The sequence below is a fragment of the Streptomyces sp. LZ34 genome (genome assembly GCF_053890475.1).
In genome coordinates, this window is sequence record NZ_CM132680.1 from 3984832 (window position 1) to 4005517 (window position 20686).

Annotated in this window: 17 protein-coding genes; 4 read left to right on the forward strand and 13 right to left on the reverse strand. The window is 73.2% G+C overall.

Annotation, left to right across the window (positions count from 1 at the left end; translation table 11 throughout):
• Positions 1-10 precede the first annotated feature (10 nt).
• Positions 11-1222 carry an AI-2E family transporter gene (locus ACWY4P_RS15430; protein ID WP_456211127.1) on the reverse strand — a complete coding sequence of 404 codons (1212 nt, stop codon included), beginning with the start codon at positions 1220-1222 and terminating at the stop codon, positions 11-13.
• A gap of 77 nt (positions 1223-1299) precedes the next feature.
• The gene (locus ACWY4P_RS15435) at positions 1300-1494 is read right to left on the reverse strand and encodes a DUF3046 domain-containing protein (protein WP_456211128.1); all 195 of its coding nucleotides are present in this window, start codon (positions 1492-1494) and stop codon (positions 1300-1302) included.
• A gap of 79 nt (positions 1495-1573) precedes the next feature.
• On the opposite strand from ACWY4P_RS15435, the gene ACWY4P_RS15440 reads away from it, so the two are divergent.
• Positions 1574-2506: a hypothetical protein gene (locus ACWY4P_RS15440; protein ID WP_456211129.1), complete on the forward strand. Its 933-nt coding sequence runs from the start codon at positions 1574-1576 to the stop codon at positions 2504-2506.
• On the opposite strand, the gene ACWY4P_RS15445 is transcribed toward ACWY4P_RS15440, so the two are convergent.
• The 3 genes from ACWY4P_RS15445 to ACWY4P_RS15455 form a co-directional block, all read right to left on the reverse strand.
• Complete coding sequence (locus ACWY4P_RS15445) at positions 2503-2805, reverse strand: AzlD domain-containing protein (protein ID WP_456211130.1); 303 nt, start codon at positions 2803-2805, stop codon at positions 2503-2505. The genes ACWY4P_RS15440 and ACWY4P_RS15445 overlap by 4 nt on opposite strands.
• Positions 2802-3551 carry an AzlC family ABC transporter permease gene (locus ACWY4P_RS15450; RefSeq protein ID WP_456212934.1) on the reverse strand — a complete coding sequence of 250 codons (750 nt, stop codon included), beginning with the start codon at positions 3549-3551 and terminating at the stop codon, positions 2802-2804. Before ACWY4P_RS15450 ends, ACWY4P_RS15445 begins: the two co-directional genes overlap by 4 nt.
• A 416-nt stretch (positions 3552-3967) precedes the next feature.
• Positions 3968-4837 carry an AraC family transcriptional regulator gene (locus tag ACWY4P_RS15455; protein ID WP_456211131.1) on the reverse strand — a complete coding sequence of 290 codons (870 nt, stop codon included), beginning with the start codon at positions 4835-4837 and terminating at the stop codon, positions 3968-3970.
• Between the two features lie 79 nt (positions 4838-4916).
• On the opposite strand from ACWY4P_RS15455, the gene ACWY4P_RS15460 reads away from it, so the two are divergent.
• From ACWY4P_RS15460 to ACWY4P_RS15470, 3 genes are all read left to right on the forward strand, one after another.
• Positions 4917-9539 (forward strand): ATP-dependent helicase, encoded by a 4623-nt coding sequence (locus ACWY4P_RS15460; protein WP_456211132.1) that lies wholly within the window; start codon positions 4917-4919, stop codon positions 9537-9539.
• Positions 9540-9657: 118 nt separating this feature from the next.
• On the forward strand, positions 9658-10455 hold the full coding sequence (locus ACWY4P_RS15465; RefSeq protein ID WP_456211133.1) for an Fpg/Nei family DNA glycosylase: 798 nt from the start codon (positions 9658-9660) through the stop codon (positions 10453-10455).
• A gap of 84 nt (positions 10456-10539) precedes the next feature.
• The gene (locus ACWY4P_RS15470; RefSeq protein ID WP_456211134.1) at positions 10540-11313 is read left to right on the forward strand and encodes an SDR family NAD(P)-dependent oxidoreductase; all 774 of its coding nucleotides are present in this window, start codon (positions 10540-10542) and stop codon (positions 11311-11313) included.
• A 405-nt stretch (positions 11314-11718) separates the two neighbouring features.
• Here ACWY4P_RS15470 and ACWY4P_RS15475 read toward each other — a convergent pair whose 3' ends face one another.
• The 8 genes from ACWY4P_RS15475 to ACWY4P_RS15510 form a co-directional block, all read right to left on the reverse strand.
• Complete coding sequence (locus tag ACWY4P_RS15475; RefSeq protein ID WP_456211135.1) at positions 11719-12198, reverse strand: Dps family protein; 480 nt, start codon at positions 12196-12198, stop codon at positions 11719-11721.
• 183 nt (positions 12199-12381) lie between these two features.
• Positions 12382-12765: a helix-turn-helix domain-containing protein gene (locus tag ACWY4P_RS15480; protein ID WP_065965310.1), complete on the reverse strand. Its 384-nt coding sequence runs from the start codon at positions 12763-12765 to the stop codon at positions 12382-12384.
• Between the two features lie 109 nt (positions 12766-12874).
• Positions 12875-13399 (reverse strand): CinA family protein, encoded by a 525-nt coding sequence (locus ACWY4P_RS15485; protein WP_456211136.1) that lies wholly within the window; start codon positions 13397-13399, stop codon positions 12875-12877.
• On the reverse strand, positions 13396-14040 hold the full coding sequence (gene pgsA / locus ACWY4P_RS15490) for a CDP-diacylglycerol--glycerol-3-phosphate 3-phosphatidyltransferase (protein WP_456211137.1): 645 nt from the start codon (positions 14038-14040) through the stop codon (positions 13396-13398). The genes ACWY4P_RS15485 and pgsA overlap by 4 nt, the downstream gene beginning before the upstream one ends.
• Positions 14037-15590 (reverse strand): 30S ribosomal protein S12 methylthiotransferase RimO, encoded by a 1554-nt coding sequence (gene rimO / locus ACWY4P_RS15495; RefSeq protein WP_456211138.1) that lies wholly within the window; start codon positions 15588-15590, stop codon positions 14037-14039. The genes pgsA and rimO overlap by 4 nt, the downstream gene beginning before the upstream one ends.
• 63 nt (positions 15591-15653) lie before the next feature.
• A complete protein-coding gene (locus ACWY4P_RS15500) occupies positions 15654-16505 on the reverse strand; it encodes a helix-turn-helix domain-containing protein (protein WP_456211139.1) in 852 nt (283 codons plus the stop codon).
• Positions 16506-16695: 190 nt separating this feature from the next.
• A complete protein-coding gene (locus tag ACWY4P_RS15505; protein WP_456211140.1) occupies positions 16696-19563 on the reverse strand; it encodes a DNA translocase FtsK in 2868 nt (955 codons plus the stop codon).
• A gap of 179 nt (positions 19564-19742) precedes the next feature.
• A complete protein-coding gene (locus ACWY4P_RS15510) occupies positions 19743-20420 on the reverse strand; it encodes a response regulator (protein WP_456211141.1) in 678 nt (225 codons plus the stop codon).
• Between the last annotated feature and the right edge of the window lie 266 nt (positions 20421-20686).

Consider the following 20686-nt stretch of genomic DNA (forward strand, 5'->3'; position numbering starts at 1 on the left):
GATTTTTGTGTCAACTACGCCGCTTCAGCGAGTCCCGCGCCCGAGCGAGGGCCGACATGCCCCGCCGCTGCCGCTTCCGGCCCTGGACCCGCAGGTCGTCCGTGACGTCGTACCGCTTGATGTACGCGCCGAGGAACGCCTGCAGCGTCGCGGTCGCCGGGATCGCGATCAGCGCGCCCACCGCACCGAGCAGCGCGGTGCCCGCGATCACCGAGCCGAAGGAGACGGCCGGGTGGATGTCCACGGTCCTGGCGGTGATGCGCGGCTGCAGCAGGTAGTTCTCGAACTGCTGGTAGACCACGACGAAGACCAGCACCCACAGCGCGTACCAGGGCTCGACGGTGAACGCGATCAGCATCGGCAGGGCGCCCGCCATGTAGGTGCCGATGGTCGGGATGAACTGGGAGATCAGCCCCACCCAGACGGCCAGCGCCGGGGCGTAGGGCACGCCCAGCCACTCCAGCAGGACGTAGTGCGCTATGCCGGAGATCAGCGCCATCAGGCCGCGCGAGTAGATGTAGCCGCCGGTCTTGGCGACCGCGATCTCCCAGGCGCGCAGCACCTCGGCCTGCCGGCTCGGCGGCAGGACCGAGCACAGGGCGCGGCGCAGCCGGGGGCCGTCGGCGGCGAAGTAGAAGGCGAAGAGGGTCACCGTCAGGACCCTGAAGAGCCCCCCGAGGACCTGCGCGGAGACGTCCAGCACGTTGTTCGCGCTGTTCTTGACGTAGCTCTGCAGCCAGTCCGAGTGGAGCACGCTGTCCTGGATCTCGACCCGTGACAGCTCGGTGTGGAAGGTCTCATTGGCCCAGATGACCAACTGGTCCAGATACTTCGGGAAGTCCTCGACCATGGTCATGATCTGGTCGGCGAGCATCGAGCCGAGCAGGGTGAAGAACCCCGCGACGCCGACCAGGATGCCGAGGAAGACCAGTCCGGTGGCCACCCCCCGGCGCACGCCGCGCGCCGCCATCCGGTCCACGGCCGGTTCGATGGCGAGTGCGAGGAAGAACGCGATCAGGATGTTGAGGAGCAGTCCGGTCAGCTGGTCGAAGGCCCAGGTGGCCAGGCGATAACAGGCCAGCAGGGCGAGCGCGAGCACCATGGCGCGCGGCAGCCAGCGCGGCATGGCCGCGCCGGGCCGCGCCTCGCGGGCGGCGGCAGTCTGGGGGCCGTCGGGGACGCCGTCGGCGTCGGGCGGGAGGGTCTCTTCTGCTGGGGCCACTGGGCAAGTGTGGCGTACATCGGTGAAAGATATCCGGCCACCCCGCGAACTCCGGGCTCACGGGGCCCGGCGGCCGCTCAACGCCTGTCGGCCGGAATCTCCAGGGCGGCGCACACCCCGCGCCAGACGTCCTTGGCCGCCCAGCCGGCGTCCAGCGCCTGGTGCACGGTACGGCCACCGAGCTCGGACATCACATGATCGCGCGCGAAGGAGTCCGCGTACGCCTCGCCGAAGTAGTCCGCCATCCGCTGCCAGAAGTCCGTCAACCGCATGCGATCAGTATCGCGCTCCTGGGAGTGCAGTCGGACGCGAGCCGCCGTGCGACACCGCTTTCCGGCCTACGGTCGGCCCATGGACCGATCCGCAGCAGTCCCCTCCTCCCCGCTGGCCCGCGCCGAGCAGTTCGTGTGGCTGACCGCCCGGGTGCTCGAGCAGCGCAGATTCGCGTACCACTTCCTGGGCGGCGGCGCCGACCCGGTCGAGACCGCGCTGGCCGCGTACCTGGGTGACGACGGGGGCTACGGCCACGCGCTGGAGCCGGATCTGCGCGGCCCGCACAGCCGGCCGCAGCACGCCGCGCACGCGCTGCGCGTCCTGGACGGGATCGGCCGCTGCGGGGGACGGCGCGTGGAGCTCCTGTGCCGCTATCTGACGGAGATCACCACCCTGGACGGCGCGCTCCCGGCGCACCGCCCCGCGCCACCCGGCGCCGCGGTGACCTCCCGGAACCCCGTGGCGAACGACTCGGCCGGCGATCTGCCCGCGACCGGTCCGGTGGTGGGGCTGCTGCACCGCAACGACGTGTGGCACGCCTGGCTGTTCCGGGCGACGGATTTCTGCTGGGCGGCGGTCGCGGCGCTGGAGGAGGGCGCGGCGCCCCGGCCGCACGAGGTGCTGGCGGCCGTCTCCTTCCTCGACGGCGCCCCGGACCGCCCCCGCGCGCTGGCGGCGGCGGAGCGGCTCGGCCGGCGGGTGCGCAAACAGGGGCTGGTGGTGCTGGACCCCGAGCGCGCCGAGGAGCACCCGCTGCCGGAGGGCCGCGCCCCGGGCGAGCGGGTCTTCGTACACGAGGTGGCGCGCACCCCCGACTCCCCGGCCCGCCCATGGTTCACCGACGCCGAGGTGGACCGGTCGCTGGACTTCCTCGCGGCCTCCCAGTGCGAGGACGGCGGCTGGCCCCTCCGCAGGCGCTCCTCGGCGCCCGGGGCGGCCCTGGCATGGCGGCCGATCGTGACCATCGAGGCCCTGCTGACCCTGCGCGCGTACGGCCGAGCTCTCGGCTAGAGCGCCCGTACGCCCGCGGTGACGACCACGGCGACGGCGACCACCACCAGAAAGGGGGCGCGCAGCACCAGGGCGATCGCCGCCGCGCCGAGCCCGGCCGCCCGCGCGTCGAGGGCCAGGTGCTGCCCGTCGCCGAAGGTCTGCTGGGCGGTGAGGGCGGCCAGCAGGGCGACGGGGAGCAGCGCGGCGAGGCGGCGGACGGCAGGGCGCTCCAGGGCGCCGGCGGGCACCGACAGGCCCAGCAGCTTGGCCAGGTAGCACCCGGCCGCGGTGACGCCGATGGCGATCCAGGTGCTCAACGGACCCCGCCCTCCCCGGTGGCGCGCCGGGCGCGCAGGCCGTGTACGGCGAGGACGGCGGGCGCGGCGAGCGCCGCCACGAGGACCGGCACGCCGGCGGGCAGCAGCGGCAGACAGCCGAGGACGAGCAGCACCCCGAGGCCGGCCGCGGCCCGCTCGACCGTGCCGCGGAGCATGGGTGCCAGCAGGGCGAGAAAGACCGCCGGGCCGGCGGCGTCCAGGCCCCAGGCGGCGGTGTCGCCGAGCGCGGACGCCCCGAGGGCGCCGGCCAGCGTGGTCAGGTTCCACAAGGCGTACAGGCTCAGGCCGGTGACGGTGAAGCCGAGCCGCGCGGTGCGCCGGTCGGGCTGCGCGAGGGCGACGGCGGAGGTCTCGTCGATAACCCAGTGGGCGGCCAGGGGGCGCACCGGCCGGGGCAGGTCGAGGAGGCCGGACAGCCGCAGTCCGTAGAAGGCGTTGCGCACGCCCAGGAAGAACGCGCTTGCAGCGGCGGTGAGCGGATTGCCGCCCGCCGCCAGCGCGCCGACCAGGGCGAACTGCGAGGCGCCGGTGAAGACGAGGAGGCTGAGCGCACAGGTCTGCGCGACGCTGAGGCCGGCGCCCGCCGACGTGACCCCGAAGGCGAAGCCGGAGAGCCCGACCGCGACCCCGACACCCAGCGCGTCGCGGACCACGGCCGCGCTCGCCTTGGGCTCGGAGCCGGGGCCGGGGCCGGTCTCCGAGCCGGTCGCGGAGCCCGTACGTATGTCGATCTGTTCTGCCACGCCCCGCACAGTAGGGGACCGGATGGCGCCCGGTCTTGTACGTTCTTGCACCTCCTCGCCCCGGGACGGGTGCCCGGACCCGGCGCGGCCGGCGTGGCGTCGTCCGTCGCGGTACCGGCCCACGCGATATGGCCGTCGGGGCGGAGCAGCACCGCGCGCACCCCGGAACAGGCGGCTGGGGCTCGGGAAGCGAGCCGTGGCGCACACCCTGCGCTTCGCCGACACGCTCGTCGGCGCGCTGCTCGACGGCGGGCTGAACGAGCGCGAGGCGGCCTGGACCGCCTGGGCGACCGGTCCTCTGAAGACCGCCTCGCGGCCGCGGTCTCCGACGCCGGCCACCCCTCGCTTCACCGGGTGCTCGGCCACGTCGACGCCGGGTCCTTCGACGAGCGCTTCGCCTACGGCCTGGCCGCGCTCCTCACCCGGTCGGCGGCGCGCTCGCGCCGGTACGCGCCCGGTGGCACTCCGACGATCCGGGTGAAGTGCCGGTTCAGATGGGGCTGGTCTGTGAAGCCGACGGCGACCGCGGCCTCGGCGGGGGCGGCGCCGCCCTCCAGCAGGCGGCGGGCCCGGCGCACCCGGGCGTCGGTGAGCCAGGTGTGCGGCGGCATGCCGTGGGCGGCGCGGAAGGCGCGCAGGAGGGCGAAGGAGCCCGTGCCGAGCTCGGCCGCCAGCTGCTCGAGGGTGGGTGGGTCCGCCATCCGCTCCTCGAGGATCTCGCGGGCGCTCACCGCCATGCGCGCGCCCGCGGTACGCGCCGTGCGCGCGAGGAGCGGGCCGCCGTGGTGGCGCAGCAGGCGGGCGACGGCGACGCGCAGCAGGCTGTCGGCGGCGAGCGCGTCGCCTTCCTCGGCCGCCCGGTGCACCTCGCTGATGAGATGCGCGGCGCGCGCGTCCTCGGCCACGGTCTCGGCGAACCCGACCGCGCCGCGGACCGTGGTGATCTCGGCCGCGATCTCGGCGATCACCGACGCGGACGGATAGAGCGTGGCGTAGGCCCAGCCCTCCGGCACCCCGGCGCGCGCGGTGTGCGGCACCTCCGGATTGATCATGACGACGGTGCCGGGGCCGGCCCGCTCGGTGCCGCCCGGCAGCCCGACCTCCTCCACCCCGCGGGTGACCGCGGCGACCACATACCCGTCGTGGGAGTGCCGGGGGAAGCTGTGGTGGACGTAACGGGCCCGCAGCAGATCGAGACCCGGCAGCCCGGTCCACCGCCAGTGCCGTGCCCACTCCCCCGCTCGACCCTGTGCCCGCCTGGTGTCCATGGGGTCATTGTGCGCCGCCGCCCGGGGCCATGACCTGCGGGTCCGCCCGTTGTCAGTGGCCCGGTGCACGATGGAGGACATGGCAAGCCCAGCACTCGACGGATTCTCCCCCGCCACCCGCGGATGGTTCGCGGGTGCCTTCATCGCGCCCACGGCCGCGCAGGAGGGCGCCTGGCGGGCGATCGGCGAGGGATCGGACGTGCTGGTCGTGGCCCCCACCGGCTCGGGCAAGACCCTGGCCGCGTTCCTCTCCGCGCTCGACCGGCTGGCCAGCACGCCCCCGCCGGCCGAGGCCCGGCAGCGCTGCCGGGTGCTGTACATCTCGCCGCTCAAGGCCCTGGCGGTGGACGTCGAGCGCAACCTCCGCAGCCCGCTCACGGGCATCCGGCAGGAGTCCGTACGGCTGGGGCTGCCCGAGCCGGAGATCCGGGTGGGCATCCGCTCCGGCGACACCCCGGCCGCGGAGCGCCGCGCGCTGGTCAGCCGCCCGCCGGACATCCTCATCACCACCCCCGAGTCGCTGTTTCTGATGCTCACCTCCTCCGCGCGAGAGGCGCTGCGCGGCGTGGAGACGGTGATCCTGGACGAGGTGCACGCCGTCGCCGGGACCAAGCGCGGCGCGCATCTCGCGCTCTCCCTGGAGCGCCTCGACGAGCTGCTGGCCCGCCCGGCCCGGCGGATCGGCCTCTCGGCGACCGTACGACCGGTGGACGAGGTGGCGCGCTTTCTGTCGCCGCGGCGCAGGGTGGAGATCGTCCAGCCGCCCTCGGACAAGGAGTTCGACCTGTCGGTGGTGGTCCCGGTCGAGGACCTGGGCGAGCTGGGCGGCTCCCCCGTACGGGACGACGGCGCCGACACCGGCGAGAAGCCGTCGATCTGGCCCCACGTGGAGGAGCGGATCGCCGATCTGGTGCAGGCCCACCGCTCGACGATCGTCTTCGCCAACTCCCGCCGCCTCGCCGAGCGGCTGTGCAACCGGCTCAACGAGATCGCCTACGAGCGGGCCACCGGCGAGGCTCTCCCCGAGGACCACTCACCGGCAGAGCTGATGGCCGAGTCGGGGGCGGCCAGGGGGGCGCCCGCGCTGCTGGCCCGCGCGCACCACGGCTCGGTGTCCAAGGAGCAGCGGGCGCTGGTGGAGGAGGACCTCAAGGCGGGCCGGCTGCCCGCCGTGGTGGCCACCTCCAGCCTGGAGCTGGGCATCGACATGGGCGCGGTCGACCTCGTCGTCCAGGTCGAGTCGCCGCCCTCGGTGGCCTCCGGACTACAGCGCGTGGGCCGGGCCGGCCACCAGGTGGGCGCGGTCTCCACCGGCGTGGTCTTCCCCAAGTACCGCGGCGACCTGGTGCAGGCGGCGGTGGTCACCGAGCGGATGCGCGAGGGGGCCATCGAGTCGCTGCGCGTGCCCGCCAACCCGCTGGACGTGCTGGCCCAGCAGGTCGTCGCCATGACGGCCGTGGACACCTGGGACGTGGACGAGCTGCTGGCCCTGGTCCGCCGCGCCGCCCCCTTCGCCGCGCTCCCCGAGTCCGCCTTCACCTCGGTCCTGGACATGCTCGCGGGCCGCTATCCGTCCGACGCCTTCGCGGAGCTGCGGCCACGCCTGGTGTGGGACCGCGTGGCGGGCACCGTCGCCGGGCGCCCGGGCGCGCAGCGGCTGGCCGTCACCTCGGGCGGCACGATCCCCGACCGCGGCCTGTTCGGGGTCTTCCTGGCGGGCGCCACTGCGTCCGATGAAAAGAGGGGTAAAAAGGGCGGGGGCAGGGTCGGCGAGCTCGACGAGGAGATGGTCTACGAGTCGCGGGTCGGCGATGTGTTCACCCTCGGCACCACCTCGTGGCGGATCGAGGACATCACCCGCGACCAGGTCGTGGTCACCCCCGCCCCCGGCGTCCCCGGCCGCCTCCCGTTCTGGAAGGGCGACCAGCTGGGCCGCCCGCTGGAGCTGGGCCGCGCACTGGGCGCGTTCCTCCGGGAGATCGGCGGCCTGGCCCCCGAGGCGGCCCGGGCGCGGCTGCTGGCCGCCGGGCTCGACACCTGGGCCGCGGACAACGTCCTGGCGTATCTGGACGAACAGCGCCGCGCCTGCGGCCATGTGCCGGACGACCGCACGATCGTCGTGGAGCGCTTCCGGGACGAACTGGGCGACTGGCGCGTCGTCATCCACTCCCCCTTCGGCGCGCAGGTCCACGCCCCCTGGGCGCTGGCGCTGGGAGCGCGGCTGTCCGAGCGGTTCGGACTGGACGCGCAGGCGATGCACGCGGACGACGGCATCGTGCTGCGCCTGCCCGACGCGGACGTGATGGGCCTGGACCTGCTGGACGCCGACCCGATGGCCCAGGGCCGGGAGTACGACTCCGAGCAGTCCCCCGTCGGGGCGGCCGACGTCGCCTTCGACAAGGCCGAGGTCGGCCAGATCGTCACCGACCAGGTCGGCGGCTCGGCGCTGTTCGCCTCCCGGTTCCGCGAGTGCGCCGCGCGCGCCCTGCTGCTGCCGCGCCGCAACCCCGGCAAGCGCACCCCGCTGTGGCAGCAGCGCCAGCGGGCCGCGCAGCTCCTCCAGGTGGCGAGCGAGTTCGGTTCGTTCCCGATCGTGCTCGAGGCCGTCCGCGAATGCCTGCAGGACGTGTTCGACGTCCCCGGTCTCACCGAGCTCATGGGCGACCTCGAGTCCCGCCGGGTCCGGCTGGTGGAGGTGACCACCCCGGAGCCGTCCCCGTTCGCCCGCTCGCTGCTCTTCGGCTATGTGGCGCAGTTCCTGTACGAGGGCGACTCCCCGCTGGCCGAGCGCCGGGCCGCCGCGCTCTCCCTCGACTCCCGGCTGCTGGCCGAGCTCCTCGGCCAGGCCGAGCTGCGCGAGCTGCTGGACGCCGACGTCCTGGCGGAGCTGGAGCGCGAGCTGCAGTGGCTCACGGACGATCGCCGGGTCAAGGACGCCGAGGGCGTCGCCGACCTGCTGCGCCTCCTCGGCCCGCTCACCGACGCCGAGCTGGCCGAGCGCGGCGCCGATCCCCAGTGGGCGGGGGATCTGTCGGGCGCCCGCCGGGCCATCCGCGTCCGTATCGCCGGGCAGGACCACTGGGCGGCCGTCGAGGACGCGGGACGGCTGCGGGACGCGCTGGGCACGGCACTGCCCGTCGGGGTCCCCGAGGCGTTCACCGAGCCGGTCAAGGACCCCCTCGGGGATCTCCTGGCACGCTTCGCCCGCACCCACGGCCCGTTCACCTCCGCCCAGGCGGCGGCCCGCTTCGGCCTGGGCACCGCCGTCACCGACGGGGCGCTGCACGGCCTCGCGGCGAGCGGCCGCATCGTCCAGGGCGAGTTCGCCCCGGCCGGTGTCAGCCAGGAATGGTGCGACGCCACCGTGCTGCGCCGGCTGCGCCGCCGCTCCCTGGCCGCGCTGCGCCATGAGCTGGAGCCCGTCCCGCCGGCCGCGCTCGCCGCGTTCCTTCCCCGGTGGCAGCACCTGGGCACCCACAGCCTGCGCGGGATCGACGGTCTGGTGCGCGCCGTCGAGCAGCTCCAGGGCGCGCCGGTCCCCGCCTCCGCCCTGGAGAAGCTGGTCCTGCCCTCCCGGGTCAGTGACTACACCCCCACCATGCTCGACGAGCTCACCGCGAGCGGCGAGGTCGTGTGGGCCGGGGCGGGCGCACTGCCCGGCAAGGACGGCTGGGTCACCCTCCACCTCGCCGAGGCCGCCCCGCTGCTGCTGCACCCGCCGCACCCCCTGGAGATCGGTCCCCTCCACCAGGCCGTGCTGGACGCGCTGGCCGGGGGGTACGGCCTGTTCTTCCGGCAGATCGCCGAGCAGGTCCGGGCCGCCGGACACGACGTCCAGGACCCTCAGCTCGCCGAGGTCGTCTGGGACCTGGCCTGGTCCGGTCGGCTCACCGGCGACACCCTCGCCCCGCTCCGCGCTCTGATGGGTTCGGGCCGCACGGCCGGCTCCACCGCCCACCGGGCCAGGCGCACGGTCCCGCGAGGCCGCTATGGGGGCCTCACCACCCGCCCCACCGCCTCCCGGAACGGACCGCCCACCGTGGCGGGCCGCTGGTCCCTGCTGCCCGAGCGCGAGCTCGAGCCCACCCACCGCGCCCACGCCCTGGCCCGCACGCTCCTCGACCGCCACGGCGTGGTGACCCGCGGCGCGGTCGCCGCCGAGGGCGTCGAGGGCGGGTTCGCCGCCGCCTATCGCGTGCTGTCCGCCTTCGAGGACAGCGGCCAGGCCCGCCGCGGCTATGTGGTCGAGGGGCTCGGCGCCGCCCAGTTCGCCATGGACGGCGCGGTCGACCGGCTCCGCGCGGTCAGTACGGCCCGGGAAACCGGCGACCCCGCCCGCCGCGCCGTCGTCCTCGCCGCCGCCGACCCCGCCAACGCGTACGGCGGGGCCCTCCCCTGGCCCGATCCGCCCGCGGACGCGACCCACCGGCCGGGCCGGAAGGCGGGCTCCCTGGTGGTCCTCGTCGACGGAGAGCTGAGCCTCTACATGGAGCGCGGTGGCAAGACGCTGCTCGCCTGGCACGACGACGCCCGGCTCGACGCGGCGGTCGAGGCGCTCGCCCAGGCCGCGCGGGCGGGCTCCCTGGGCACGGTGACCGTGGAGCGGGTCAACGGGGCGGCCGCGCTGTCCTCCCCGACGGGGCGCGCCCTGGAGGCCGGGGGCTTCCACCCCACCCCTCGCGGCCTGCGCCTGCGCCCCTGACCGGCGGCCCGCACCCCGGCGCGCCCCGCTCCGCCCCTTCGACAGGAGGTACCCGCGGCCGACGGCTGGGGGAGGCTGAGGCGCCCCGGAGGGGAACCGAGCCCGAAAGGAAGGATCCATGCCCGAAGGAGACACCGTCTGGCGGACGGCCAGGCGCCTGCACCAGGCCCTGGCGGGCCGCCCGCTCACCGGCTGCGACCTGCGCGTCCCCCGGCTGGCCACGGTCGACCTCGCCGGGCGCCAGGTGACGGACGTCACCGCGCGCGGAAAGCATCTCCTCACCCGCCTGGAGGGCGGCCTGACCCTCCACTCCCATCTGCGGATGGACGGCGCCTGGCAGCTCTACGCCCCCGGCGAGCAGTGGCGCGGCGGCCCGCTCCACCAGGTCCGCGCCGTCCTCAGCACCGCCGAGCGCACGGCCGTCGGATACCGCCTCCCCGTCCTCGAACTGCTGCGCACCGCGGACGAGGACCGGGCCGTCGGACACCTCGGCCCCGATCTCCTCGGCCCGGACTGGGACCCGCACGAGGCCCTGCGCCGCCTGCTCGCCGACCCCGCCCGCCCCCTCGGCGAGGCGCTGCTCGACCAGCGCAACCTCGCGGGGATCGGCAATGTGTACAAGTCGGAGCTGTGTTTTTTGCTGCGCGTCTCCCCTTGGCTCCCCACCGGCCAAGTACCTTCCCCGGAGCGCCTGGTGGCGCTCGCCAAAAGGCTTCTCGAGGCCAACAAGACCCGCCCCGCGCGCGTCACCACGGCCGAGTCGCGCGCCGACCGCCGGCTGTGGGTCTACGGCCGGGCGAGCCGGCCTTGTCTGCGCTGTGGGACGCCCGTGCGCACGGAGCGGGGCCGCGCCGACCAGGAGCGCAGCACGTACTGGTGCCCGGCCTGCCAGCCGGGCCCGACCATCGACGACTGACCGACCGACCAAGCGACTGACTGACCGCCTGACCTGTCAACCCACTAATTGACGATCCATCAGATCTGGTCGTACGGTCACGCCATGACCCTCACCGCGTACGACCTCACCGGCCGCACCGCACTGGTCACCGGCGCGGCCAGCGGAATCGGCCGGGCCGGCGCCGCCCTGCTCGCCGAGGCCGGCGCGACCGTCCACTGCGCGGACCTGGACGGCAAGGGCGCGCAACGGACGGCCGACGACATCACCGCGTCCGGGGGCAGCGCCCACGCCCACACCCTCGACGTCGCCGACCGCGCACAGATCGCCGCCGTGGTGGCTGCCGTACGCGCCGGCGGCGGCCTCGACATCATGGCCAACATCGCCGGGATCATGCACAGCAGCGCCGTCCTGGAGACGGACGACGCCGACCTCGACCGCGTCCTGGCGGTCAACTTCAAAGGAGTGCTGTACGGCTGTCAGGAGGCCGCCCGCGCCATGATCGAGCAGGGCACCGGCGGCAGCATCGTCACAATGGCCTCCGGCGCCATCGACACCGGCGCGCCCGGCCTGCTCTGCTACGGCGTCGCGAAGGCCGCCGTCGTCCAGCTCACCAAGACCCTCGCCACCGAGGTGGGCCGCCATGGCATCCGCGTCAACGCCGTCGCCCCGGGGTGGATCCGCACACCCATGACCGACCGCCACAGCGACGAGGAGCAGCGCCTCGCGGAAGAGCCGATGGTGCGGCGCACTCCGTTGGGGCGGGTGGGCGAGCCGATGGACGTCGCGCACGCCGTGCTCCACCTGGCGTCCGATGCCTCATCCTTCATGACCGGCCAGATCCTGCGCCCGAACGGCGGCGTCGCCATGCCCTGGTGACCCCGGCCGCGACCGCGGCCCGCAGGGCCGACGCACCGTCCGCTCCCGGGAGGGCCCGCAGTGCACCGGCAACAGACTCAACCCCCAGCCGCCCGCCGTGAACGCCCCCTCGACCGGCCCGGTCTGCTCCGGCGCCGCGGCCAGCCGCAGCACCGCCCACCACCACACCCCGCCGAGAGCGAGTGCGGCCGCCCATTGGACCGGTCCGCGGCGCTGTTTGCCGGCCCCTCCCACGGCTGCCATCGACTGCCTCCTTCGGCCGACGCTAGACGCCCGCTCACTTACGGCGGGAGGGCGCACGAGAGGCTTATGGGCGCGCGTCAGACATTCCGCGCCCCTCAGTCTGCCGAGCTTCCCCGGCCCCGCATCCGGAGCCGGGGACCACCGCCGCCCCGCGCGACCGGGCTAGCGGCCGTTGACGTTCTCCGCCTGGAACATCCAGTGGTGCTTCTCCAGATCACGCGTGAGCCCGATGAGGATGTCCTGCGTCACCGGATCGGGGGCGGCCGTGGCCTCAATGCGGTCCCGCATGCGGGTGATCACGGATCCAAGGCCGGCCACCAAGGCCCGCACGGCATCCCGGTCCTCGGTCCAGCCGCTCTTGGCCGTCTCGATGCCACTGGTCGCGGCCACGGTGGCGGCACGGCCGTCCGGGGGCACCCCGAGCGCCGAGGCCCGCTCCGCCACGGTGTCGGCGTGCGTCCTGGCGGTGGCGACAACCTCGTCCAGTTGCAGATGGACCGAGCGGAAACGCGGGCCGACGATGGTCCAGTGGACCTGCTTGCCCACGAGCGCCAGGTCGACGAGGTCGACGAGGGCACCCTGCAGCGCGTCGCTGACGACCTTGAGGTTCTCCTCCGAGAGCGGGCTCTTCACCACAGACATCCATCTCCTCCTTTTCGACCTTTTGGATGTTTTTGAATACCTTTTGAACTATTTATAAGCCTTTGGATCCTCCCTCCACCTTCCCACAGAGTCACCCGTGCGCGACCGGGCAAACGTCGAGCCCCGGTCGGTGTACTACCGACCGGGGCTCAAAAGCTCTCCGTTGTCAGGCCGCTACGGCAGTCAGGCCGCGACCACGTCCACAGCCTCCGTAGGCGCCTTGATGGTCACCCGCTCCTCCGGGACACCCGTCACGGACGTCACGGAAACCGAATTGAGCATGGGCCGCATCGGCGCGGGCACCTTCTCGCTCGCCGCCGTCGACTCCGCCAGCTCAGCAAGCGACAATTCGTCGCTCACCTCTCGCATGACCTGGGACATTCTGACATCCAGTGCGTCGCAGATCGCGGACAGCAACTCGGAGGACGCCTCCTTCTGGCCGCGCTCCACCTCTGAGAGATAGCCGAGGGACACCCGGGCGGAGGAGGACACCTCGCGCAGGGTACGGCCCTGGCGCTGGCGCTGCCGGCGCAGCACGTCACCCAGCAGGCGACGGAGCAGAATCATCGCTGGCTCCCTCCTCGGACCTCGGATCCGGATCCTTCACGCCCCACCGTACCGCCTCTTGCTGCGCCCGTGCGGGGAGCGATGTCGTGTTCACTCAGGGCTGCAAACATCAAATCCCCCCGTGTTGTTCCGTATCCTGTGCCCTCGCGGTCGCGATCAATTCCCTCAACAGCAGCTTGACCGCTGCCTCCACGGTCTGTCCACGGATTCCGGCGCGGTCTCCGGCCAACCGCAGCGCCGCCCCGGTGGCCGCCCCCGAGGGCCCCGCCACGGCCACATGGACCGTGCCCACGGGCTGTCCGTCCTGCGGTGTGGGCCCGGCCACACCCGTGGTCGCCACGCCCCAGTCCGTGTCCAGCGCTCGCCGCACACCCCGCGCCATCTGCCGGGCGACCTCCGCGTCCACGGCGCCCCGGGCGTCGAGCAGGGCCCCGTCCACGCCCAGTAGATCCCGCTTGAGATCGGTGGCATACGCGGTCACCGAGCCGCGGAAGGAGCGGGACGCGCCCGGCACAGCGGTCAGCTCGGCGGCCAGCAGCCCGCCGGTGAGCGACTCGGCGACGGCGACGGTCTCTCCGCGCCCCTCCAGCAGCCCCAGCGCCTCGGCCGCCGCTCCCCCGTTTCCCCCGGTCACCCTACGGACTCCCGCCCCACCCGCTCCGCGGCCCGACCGGCCCGGCGCAGCACGATCGCCTGCCGGACGTAGTCGCCGCCGGTGAGCACGGTGAGCGCCACGGCCACGGCCATCACCCAGAACCGCAGGGTGGCCAGCGGCCCAGTGAGCGCCAGAATGTACATGCCCACCGCGATGCCCTGCGCGAGCGTCTTCATCTTCCCGCCCCGGCTGGCCGGGATCACCCCGTGCCTGATCACCCAGAAGCGCATCAGTGTGATCCCGATCTCACGGAAGAGGATCACTCCGGTGACCCACCACGGAAGGTCGGACAGGGCCGACAGACAGATCAGCGCGGCGCCCATGATCGCCTTGTCGGCGATCGGGTCGGCGATCTTGCCGAAGTTGGTGACCAGGTTGTACCGGCGCGCCAGATGCCCGTCGAAGAGGTCGGTGATCATGGCGATGGCGAACGCGGCCCAGGCGAAGGAGCGCCAGGCCGGGTCGTACCCGCCGTTGTGCAGCATCAACAACACGAACCCGGGCACCAGAAGCAGCCGGACCATGGTGAGGATGTTGGCGATGTTCCACAGTCCGGCGGGCCGGGCGGCCGCGGCCGGGCGGTGGTGGCCCCCCGCGGCGGAGGCCGGGACTCCGCTCATCTGCCCGCCCCCTCGGAACACACGCCGCCCGCCGGCGGCTCCCCCTGCTCCAGCACCTCGGCGACCAGGTCCACGCCCTCCGTCGCCACCACCTTCGCCGTGACCAGCCGCCCCACGGCGGGTGCCGGGCCGGCACCGGGCATGGTCAGCAGGATCTGGCCGTCGGTCTCGGGCGCCTGGTGGGCGGCGCGCCCCACCACGGATCCCACACTCTCATCGGTGTCGTCGGTGTTACCGGTGGCGTACGCGTCACCGGTTTCCTCCACCAGCACCTCGACCACCTCGCCCAGCCGCTCCTCGGCCCGCTGCGCGGTGAGCTCCTCGGCCAGCCGCGAGATGTGAGCCAGCCGCTCGGCGACCTCGTCCGGGTCGACCTTGTCCTCGTAGCCCGCGGCCTCGGTGCCGTCCTCGTCCGAGTACCCGAAGACGCCGATGGCATCCAGCCGGGCCTCGCCGAGGAACCGCTCCAGCTCGGCCAGGTCGTCCTCGGTCTCGCCGGGGAAGCCGACGATGAAGTTGGACCGGGCACCCGCCTGCGGCGCCTTGGCCCGGATCCGGTCGAGCAGCTCCAGGAAGCGGTCGGTGTCCCCGAAGCGGCGCATCGCCCGCAGCACCGAGGGGGCGGAGTGCTGGAAGGACAGATCGAAGTACGGCGCGACCTTCTCGGTCGAGGTCAGCACGTCGATCAGCCCGGGCCGCATCTCGGCGGGCTGTAGATAGCTGACCCGGATCCGCTCGATGCCGTCCACCGCGGCCAGCTCGGGCAGCAGCGTCTCCAGCAGCCGGATGTCGCCGAGGTCCTTGCCATAGGAGGTGTTGTTCTCGGAGACCAGCATGATCTCCTTCACGCCCTGTTCGGCCAGCCAGCGTGTCTCACCCAGCACATCGGAGGGTCTGCGTGAGATGAAGGACCCGCGGAAGGACGGGATGGCGCAGAACGAGCAGCGCCGGTCGCAGCCGGAGGCCAGCTTGACGGAGGCCACCGGGCTGCTGCCCAGTCTGCGGCGCAGCGGGGCCCGGGGCCCGGAGGCCGGGGCCACGCCGGCGGGCAGGTCCTCGGGCGCGGGAGCGGCCTCGGCCTGCGCATGGCCCGGCAGGGCCACCTCGGCGGCCCCCTGCCGCTCGGCCGGGCTGACGGGCAGCAGCTTGCGCCGGTCGCGCGGCGTGTGCGAGGCGTGGATCCCGCCGGACAGGATGGTCTGCAGCCGGTCCGAGATATGGGTGTAGTCGTCGAAGCCGAGCACCCCGTCGGCCTCGGGCAGCGCCTCCGCCAGCTCCTTTCCGTACCGCTCGGCCATGCAGCCGACGGCGACCACGGCCTGGGTGCGGCCGTGGTCCTTCAGGTCGTTGGCCTCCAGCAGGGCGTCGACCGAGTCCTTCTTGGCCGCCTCGACGAATCCACAGGTGTTGACGACGGCGACATCCGCGTCGGCGGCTTCCTCGACGAGCTCCCAGCCGTCCGCCGCCAAGCGGCCTGCGAGCTCCTCCGAGTCCACCTCGTTACGGGCGCAGCCAAGAGTGACAAGGGCGACGGTGCGGCGTTCGGACATGGGCTCAGACTACTTCGTCGCGCCGACACCTCCCGCTGCCAGGGCTCCCGTCCGGCTTCCGGCTCAGCCCGCCTCGGGATCTCCCTTGGTGTAGCTCAGCCGCTGGACCTGCCCGTTGGCCGCCAGGTCCTTGACCTCCTTGCCGTTCACGAACAGCTTGATGGCCTGGGCGTTACCGAGCACCAGGTCGATCCGCTTGCTGTCGCTGAAGGTCTTGGAGTCGCCCTGGCGCAGCAGCCCCTCGTGGATCAGCCGCCCGTTGTGGTCCTGGGCGGAGATCCAGCTCTGTCCGCCCTCCGCGGTCAGCCTGACCGTGACCTTGTCCGCCGGAACACCCGCGATGGCGCTGCCGGCGCCGTCGGTGTTGTCGGGGGGGTCGGGCTTCTGGTCGGCGGGCTTGGTGGGGGCGGGCTTGGTGGTGGGCTTGGCGGTGGTCGGCCTGGCCGTCGTGGTCTCCTCGGCGACCGTGGAGCCGCCGTCCCCCTTTCCGCCGTTCTCGCCGCTGAAAAGCGTGAAGCCGACGAATCCGACGACCGCGACGATCGCCGCGACCATGGCGGCCGTCCAATTGGGGCGGCGGGGCTCGGGGCGGATCCGCTCGGCCTCGAACACCGGCGCCGCCAGGGTCGGCACGGGGCGGCCTCCGTGCTCGGCGTCGTACTGGGCGACCACGGCGCCCGGATCGAGGCCGACGGCGCGGGCGAGCACACGGATGTGCCCCCGGGCGTAGACGTCGCCGCCGCATCGCGAGTAGTCGTCCTGCTCGATGCCTTGCACTAGGGGAACGCGCACCCGGGTGGTGGTACTGACCTCGTCGACGGTCAGCCCCGCGGCGATGCGGGCCTGCTGGAGGGCGCGACCGACGGAAGGCCGGTCGTCTTCGGGGGAGTTGCCGGGGGAGTTGCCGATGGACACGGGGGCGCCTTTCGAGCGTGTAGCCACCTGCTGGAGGTTCAGTCTAGGGGTGGGGCGAAAGGGTCGGGCAAGCGGGAGGACGGAGTTTGTCCGCCATCAGGATTGCCGTATGACCGCGATCGTGGGACATTCCTCCGCCACCTCCCTCAACTTGACGTATCGGCAGGGGAAACGGTTGCCCGCCGATTCCTTACGGGTGAGCCTCCCCGCGGATCACCGCGAGCACGCCATCCAATTCATCCGGTTTGACCAGCACATCGCGCGCCTTGGAGCCCTCGCTCGGGCCGACGACCCCCCGCGACTCCATGAGGTCCATCAGCCGCCCCGCCTTGGCGAAGCCGACCCGCAGCTTGCGCTGGAGCATCGACGTCGACCCGAACTGTGTGGAAACGACCAGCTCAGCGGCCTGGCACAGCAGGTCCAGGTCATCGCCGATGTCCTCGTCGATCTCCTTCTTCTTCGCCGTCCCGACGGTGACGTCGTCGCGGAAGACGGGCGCCATCTGAGCCTTGCAGTGCTCGACGACGGCGGCGACCTCCGCCTCCGTGACGAAGGCGCCCTGCATCCGGACCGGCTTGCTCGCGCCCATCGGCAGGAACAGGCTGTCGCCCTTGCCGATCAGCTTCTCGGCGCCGGCCTGGTCCAGGATCACCCGGCTGTCGGCCAGCGAGGAGGTCGCGAAGGCGAGCCGTGAGGGCACGTTCGCCTTGATCAGGCCGGTGACGACGTCCACGGACGGCCGCTGGGTCGCCAGCACCAGATGGATGCCCGCCGCGCGGGCCAGCTGGGTGATGCGGACGATCGAGTCCTCGACGTCCCGGGGCGCGACCATCATCAGGTCGGCCAGCTCGTCGACGATCACCAGCAGATAGGGGTAGGGCTTGAGCTCGCGCTCGCTCCCGTCCGGCTGCTTCACCTTGCCGGCGCGGACCGCCGCGTTGAAGTCGTCCACATGCCGGAAGCCGAACGCCGCGAGGTCGTCGTAGCGCAGGTCCATCTCGCGTACGACCCACTGCAGGGCCTCGGCGGCGCGCTTGGGGTTGGTGATGATCGGCGTGATCAGATGCGGGATGCCCTCGTACGCGGTCAGCTCCACGCGCTTGGGGTCGACCAGCACCATCCGCACATCGTCCGGGGTGGCGCGCGCCATGACCGAGGTGATCAGGCAGTTGATGCAGGACGACTTTCCGGAGCCGGTGGCGCCGGCCACGAGCACATGGGGCATGCTCGCCAGGTTGTGCGCGACATAGCCGCCCTCGACGTCCTTGCCGAGCGCGACGATCATCGGGTGGTCGTCGCCGACGGCGTCGGCCGAGCGCAGCACATCCCCCAGCCGGACCATCTCGCGGTCGCTGTTGGGGATCTCGATGCCCACGGCGGACTTGCCGGGGATCGGGCTGATGATGCGCACATCGGGGCTGGCGACGGCGTAGGCGATGTTCTTGGCCAGCGCCGTGATCCGCTCGACCTTCACCGCCGGGCCCAGCTCCACCTCGTAGCGGGTGACCGTCGGGCCGCGGGTGAAGCCGGTGACGGACGCGTCCACCTTGAACTCGGAGAAGACGTTCGACAGCGAGGCGACGACGGCGTCGTTGGCCGCGCTGCGGCTCTTGCCGGGCCCGCCGCGCTCCAGCAGCTCGAGCGAGGGCAGGGCGTAGGTGATGTCGCCGGAGAGCTGAAGCTGCTCGGCGCGCGGCGGCAGCCGCTCGGGGTCCTCGGGCACGGGCCGGGTCAGGTCGGGGACGACGGCCGACCGCTCCTCCTCTTCGGCCCCCTCCGGCCGGCCGGGCCGCTTCCGCTTGCCCGCCGTGGCGCCCGCCCCGCCGCTCTGCTCGGCGTCGCGCGCCCCCGGCACCGCGCCCGTGTCGGACCCGGGGCCCCGGTCGGTGGAGATCCCGCTGCTGAGCCCGGCGACCAGCGGTGAGGGCTGGACGCCGTGCAGCACCGCCCCGTCCAGGGCCGCGGCCGCGGCGGCCGCCACGTCCACGGCGTCCATCGGGCGGTCGAGCGGCGGCTGCGCGGCCGCGCCCCGGCGCGGCCGCCGGCGCTTGCGCAGCGCCTCCTCCTCGGCCCGCTCCGGGTCGCTCGCGCCCTGCCGGCCCCCCTGGTCCGGCGAGGTCCGCCGAGGCCGTCTGGCGGGCGTCTCGCGCCATTCCTCGGCGTACTCCCCGGCGCCGTACGGCTCGTAGTCGTCGTAGGCCCCGTAGCCCTCGCCGTCGGCCTGATATTCGGCGGTGCGCTCCCGTACGAGGCCGAGCTTGACGCCGATCAGGCGCAGCCGCTGCGGGATGGCGGCGACGGGCGTCGCGGTGACGACCAGCAGCCCGAAGACGGTGAGCAGCACCAGCAGGGGTACGGCCAGCACCGCGCCCATCGCGAGGATCAGCGGCCGGGACGCCGCCCACCCGACGAGGCCGCCCGCGTCCTGGATCGCCTGGGTGCCCTGGCCGCGCCCCGGCGCCCCGCAGGCGATGTGGACCTGCCCGAGGACGCCGATCACCAGGGCGGACAGGCCGATGACGATCCGTCCGTTCGCCTCCGGCTTCTCGGGGTGGAGGATCAGGCGGACCGCGATGGCGCCCAGCAGTATCGGCACGACCAGATCGAGCCGGCCGAAGGCGCCGGTGACCAGCACCTCGACCAGGTCGCCGACCGGACCCCGCAGATTGGACCAGGTGCCGACCGCGACGATCAGGGCCAGGGCGAGGAGCAGCAGCGCGCTGCCGTCCTTGCGGTGGGCCGGATCCAGTCCCTTCGCGCCGCGCCCTATGCCGCGGAACAGCGCCGCGACGCCGCGCGCCAGGCCCATCCAGACGGCGCGCGCCGCGCGGAACACCCCGCTGGTGGGGTTCGGCGCCGGCTTGGGCGGCGCCGCTTGGGCGGCGGCCTTCTTCGGCGCGGCCTTCTTCGCGGGCGCGGCGGACTTCTTGGCGGGCGCCTTCTTGGCAGCCGCCTTCTTCGCGGGTGCCTTCTTGGCGGCGCCCCCGGACTGCCCGGCGCGCTTCTTCGAGGTGCCCGCCGTGCTCTGGGAACCCTTGCCGGACGTACGAGAGGCCATGAGGGCGAGATTACCCGCGTCCGACGTACGGAGCACGCATACCGCGGTGCCAGGCGCCACTCACGTCACACCCGTGACGGCCCCGGCGGCCTGGCGGGCGGGAGGGGCCGGGGTGACAGGGCGTCAAGGGGACGGTGCGTCACGGCCCGGGTGCCGGGGGGAGGGTGACTCCGCGCCGCTCAGTTCTGCGAGGCCATCGGGCCGGCTCCGCTGCCTGCGCCGGGCTCCAGCGCGTCCAGCGCGCGCCGCAGTCCGGTCAGTTTCCGCTCCAGATGGGCGGCGGTGGCCACGGCGGCCGCGTCCGCGGACTCGTCCAGCTGCTTCGACAGCGCCTCGGCCTGCTCCTCCACCGCGGCCAGCCGCGCGGACAGCTCGGCCAGCAGCCCCGCCGACTCCTTGGCGTCCTCACCGGCGGGCTGGCCGCCCTCCAACTGCAGCCGCAGCAGCGAGGCCTGCTCCCTCAGCTGGCAGTTCTTCATATACAGGTCGACGAAGACCGAGACCTTCGCGCGCAGCACCCATGGGTCGAACGGCTTGGAGATGTAGTCGACCGCGCCCGCCGCATACCCGCGGAAGGTGTGATGCGGACCATGGTTGATCGCCGTGAGAAAGATGATCGGGATGTCGCGGGTCCGCTCCCGCCGCTTGATGTGCGCGGCGGTCTCGAAACCGTCCATCCCCGGCATCTGGACGTCCAGCAGAATCACCGCGAAGTCGTCCGTCAGTAGCGCCTTGAGCGCTTCCTCCCCTGACGATGCCCGTACCAGTGTCTGATCGAGCGCGGAGAGAATGGCCTCCAGCGCCAGCAGATTCTCCGGCCGGTCATCGACCAGGAGGATCTTGGCCTTCTGCACCATGGCCCGCCCTCCTCGCCCCGGCATGGGGCCTCCCCTGCTCAAAGAGCTCGGGGAAGCGCCGGGCGCCGCCCCGGGGGACGACTCCCTTGCGCCGCCCGCCCTTGTGCCGGTCATGGTAGCCGCACCCCGCTGTTCGCCACACCCTGTCACCGCGATGTCACTGTGCACGTAGCAGAAACGCGGTGAGAGACCAGAAGGTTCCCCGAATACCGTGTTCCCACACGTGTTCGGCGACACTCAGTCAACAGCCTTGCGGCAGCCGCGTT

What these genes read in the sequence shown, in the direction of transcription:
- ACWY4P_RS15435 (WP_456211128.1), bottom strand. Translation starts at nt 1,494, where the DNA reads ATGCGGTTGACGGACTTCTGGCAGCGGATGGCGGACTACTTCGGCGAG.
- ACWY4P_RS15440 (WP_456211129.1), top strand. Translation starts at nt 1,574, where the DNA reads ATGGACCGATCCGCAGCAGTCCCCTCCTCCCCGCTGGCCCGCGCCGAG.
- ACWY4P_RS15455 (WP_456211131.1), bottom strand. Translation starts at nt 4,837, where the DNA reads ATGGACACCAGGCGGGCACAGGGTCGAGCGGGGGAGTGGGCACGGCAC.
- ACWY4P_RS15460 (WP_456211132.1), top strand. Translation starts at nt 4,917, where the DNA reads ATGGCAAGCCCAGCACTCGACGGATTCTCCCCCGCCACCCGCGGATGG.
- ACWY4P_RS15465 (WP_456211133.1), top strand. Translation starts at nt 9,658, where the DNA reads ATGCCCGAAGGAGACACCGTCTGGCGGACGGCCAGGCGCCTGCACCAG.
- ACWY4P_RS15470 (WP_456211134.1), top strand. Translation starts at nt 10,540, where the DNA reads ATGACCCTCACCGCGTACGACCTCACCGGCCGCACCGCACTGGTCACC.
- ACWY4P_RS15475 (WP_456211135.1), bottom strand. Translation starts at nt 12,198, where the DNA reads ATGTCTGTGGTGAAGAGCCCGCTCTCGGAGGAGAACCTCAAGGTCGTC.
- ACWY4P_RS15480 (WP_065965310.1), bottom strand. Translation starts at nt 12,765, where the DNA reads ATGATTCTGCTCCGTCGCCTGCTGGGTGACGTGCTGCGCCGGCAGCGC.
- pgsA (WP_456211137.1), bottom strand. Translation starts at nt 14,040, where the DNA reads ATGAGCGGAGTCCCGGCCTCCGCCGCGGGGGGCCACCACCGCCCGGCC.
- rimO (WP_456211138.1), bottom strand. Translation starts at nt 15,590, where the DNA reads ATGTCCGAACGCCGCACCGTCGCCCTTGTCACTCTTGGCTGCGCCCGT.
- ACWY4P_RS15505 (WP_456211140.1), bottom strand. Translation starts at nt 19,563, where the DNA reads ATGGCCTCTCGTACGTCCGGCAAGGGTTCCCAGAGCACGGCGGGCACC.
- ACWY4P_RS15510 (WP_456211141.1), bottom strand. Translation starts at nt 20,420, where the DNA reads ATGGTGCAGAAGGCCAAGATCCTCCTGGTCGATGACCGGCCGGAGAAT.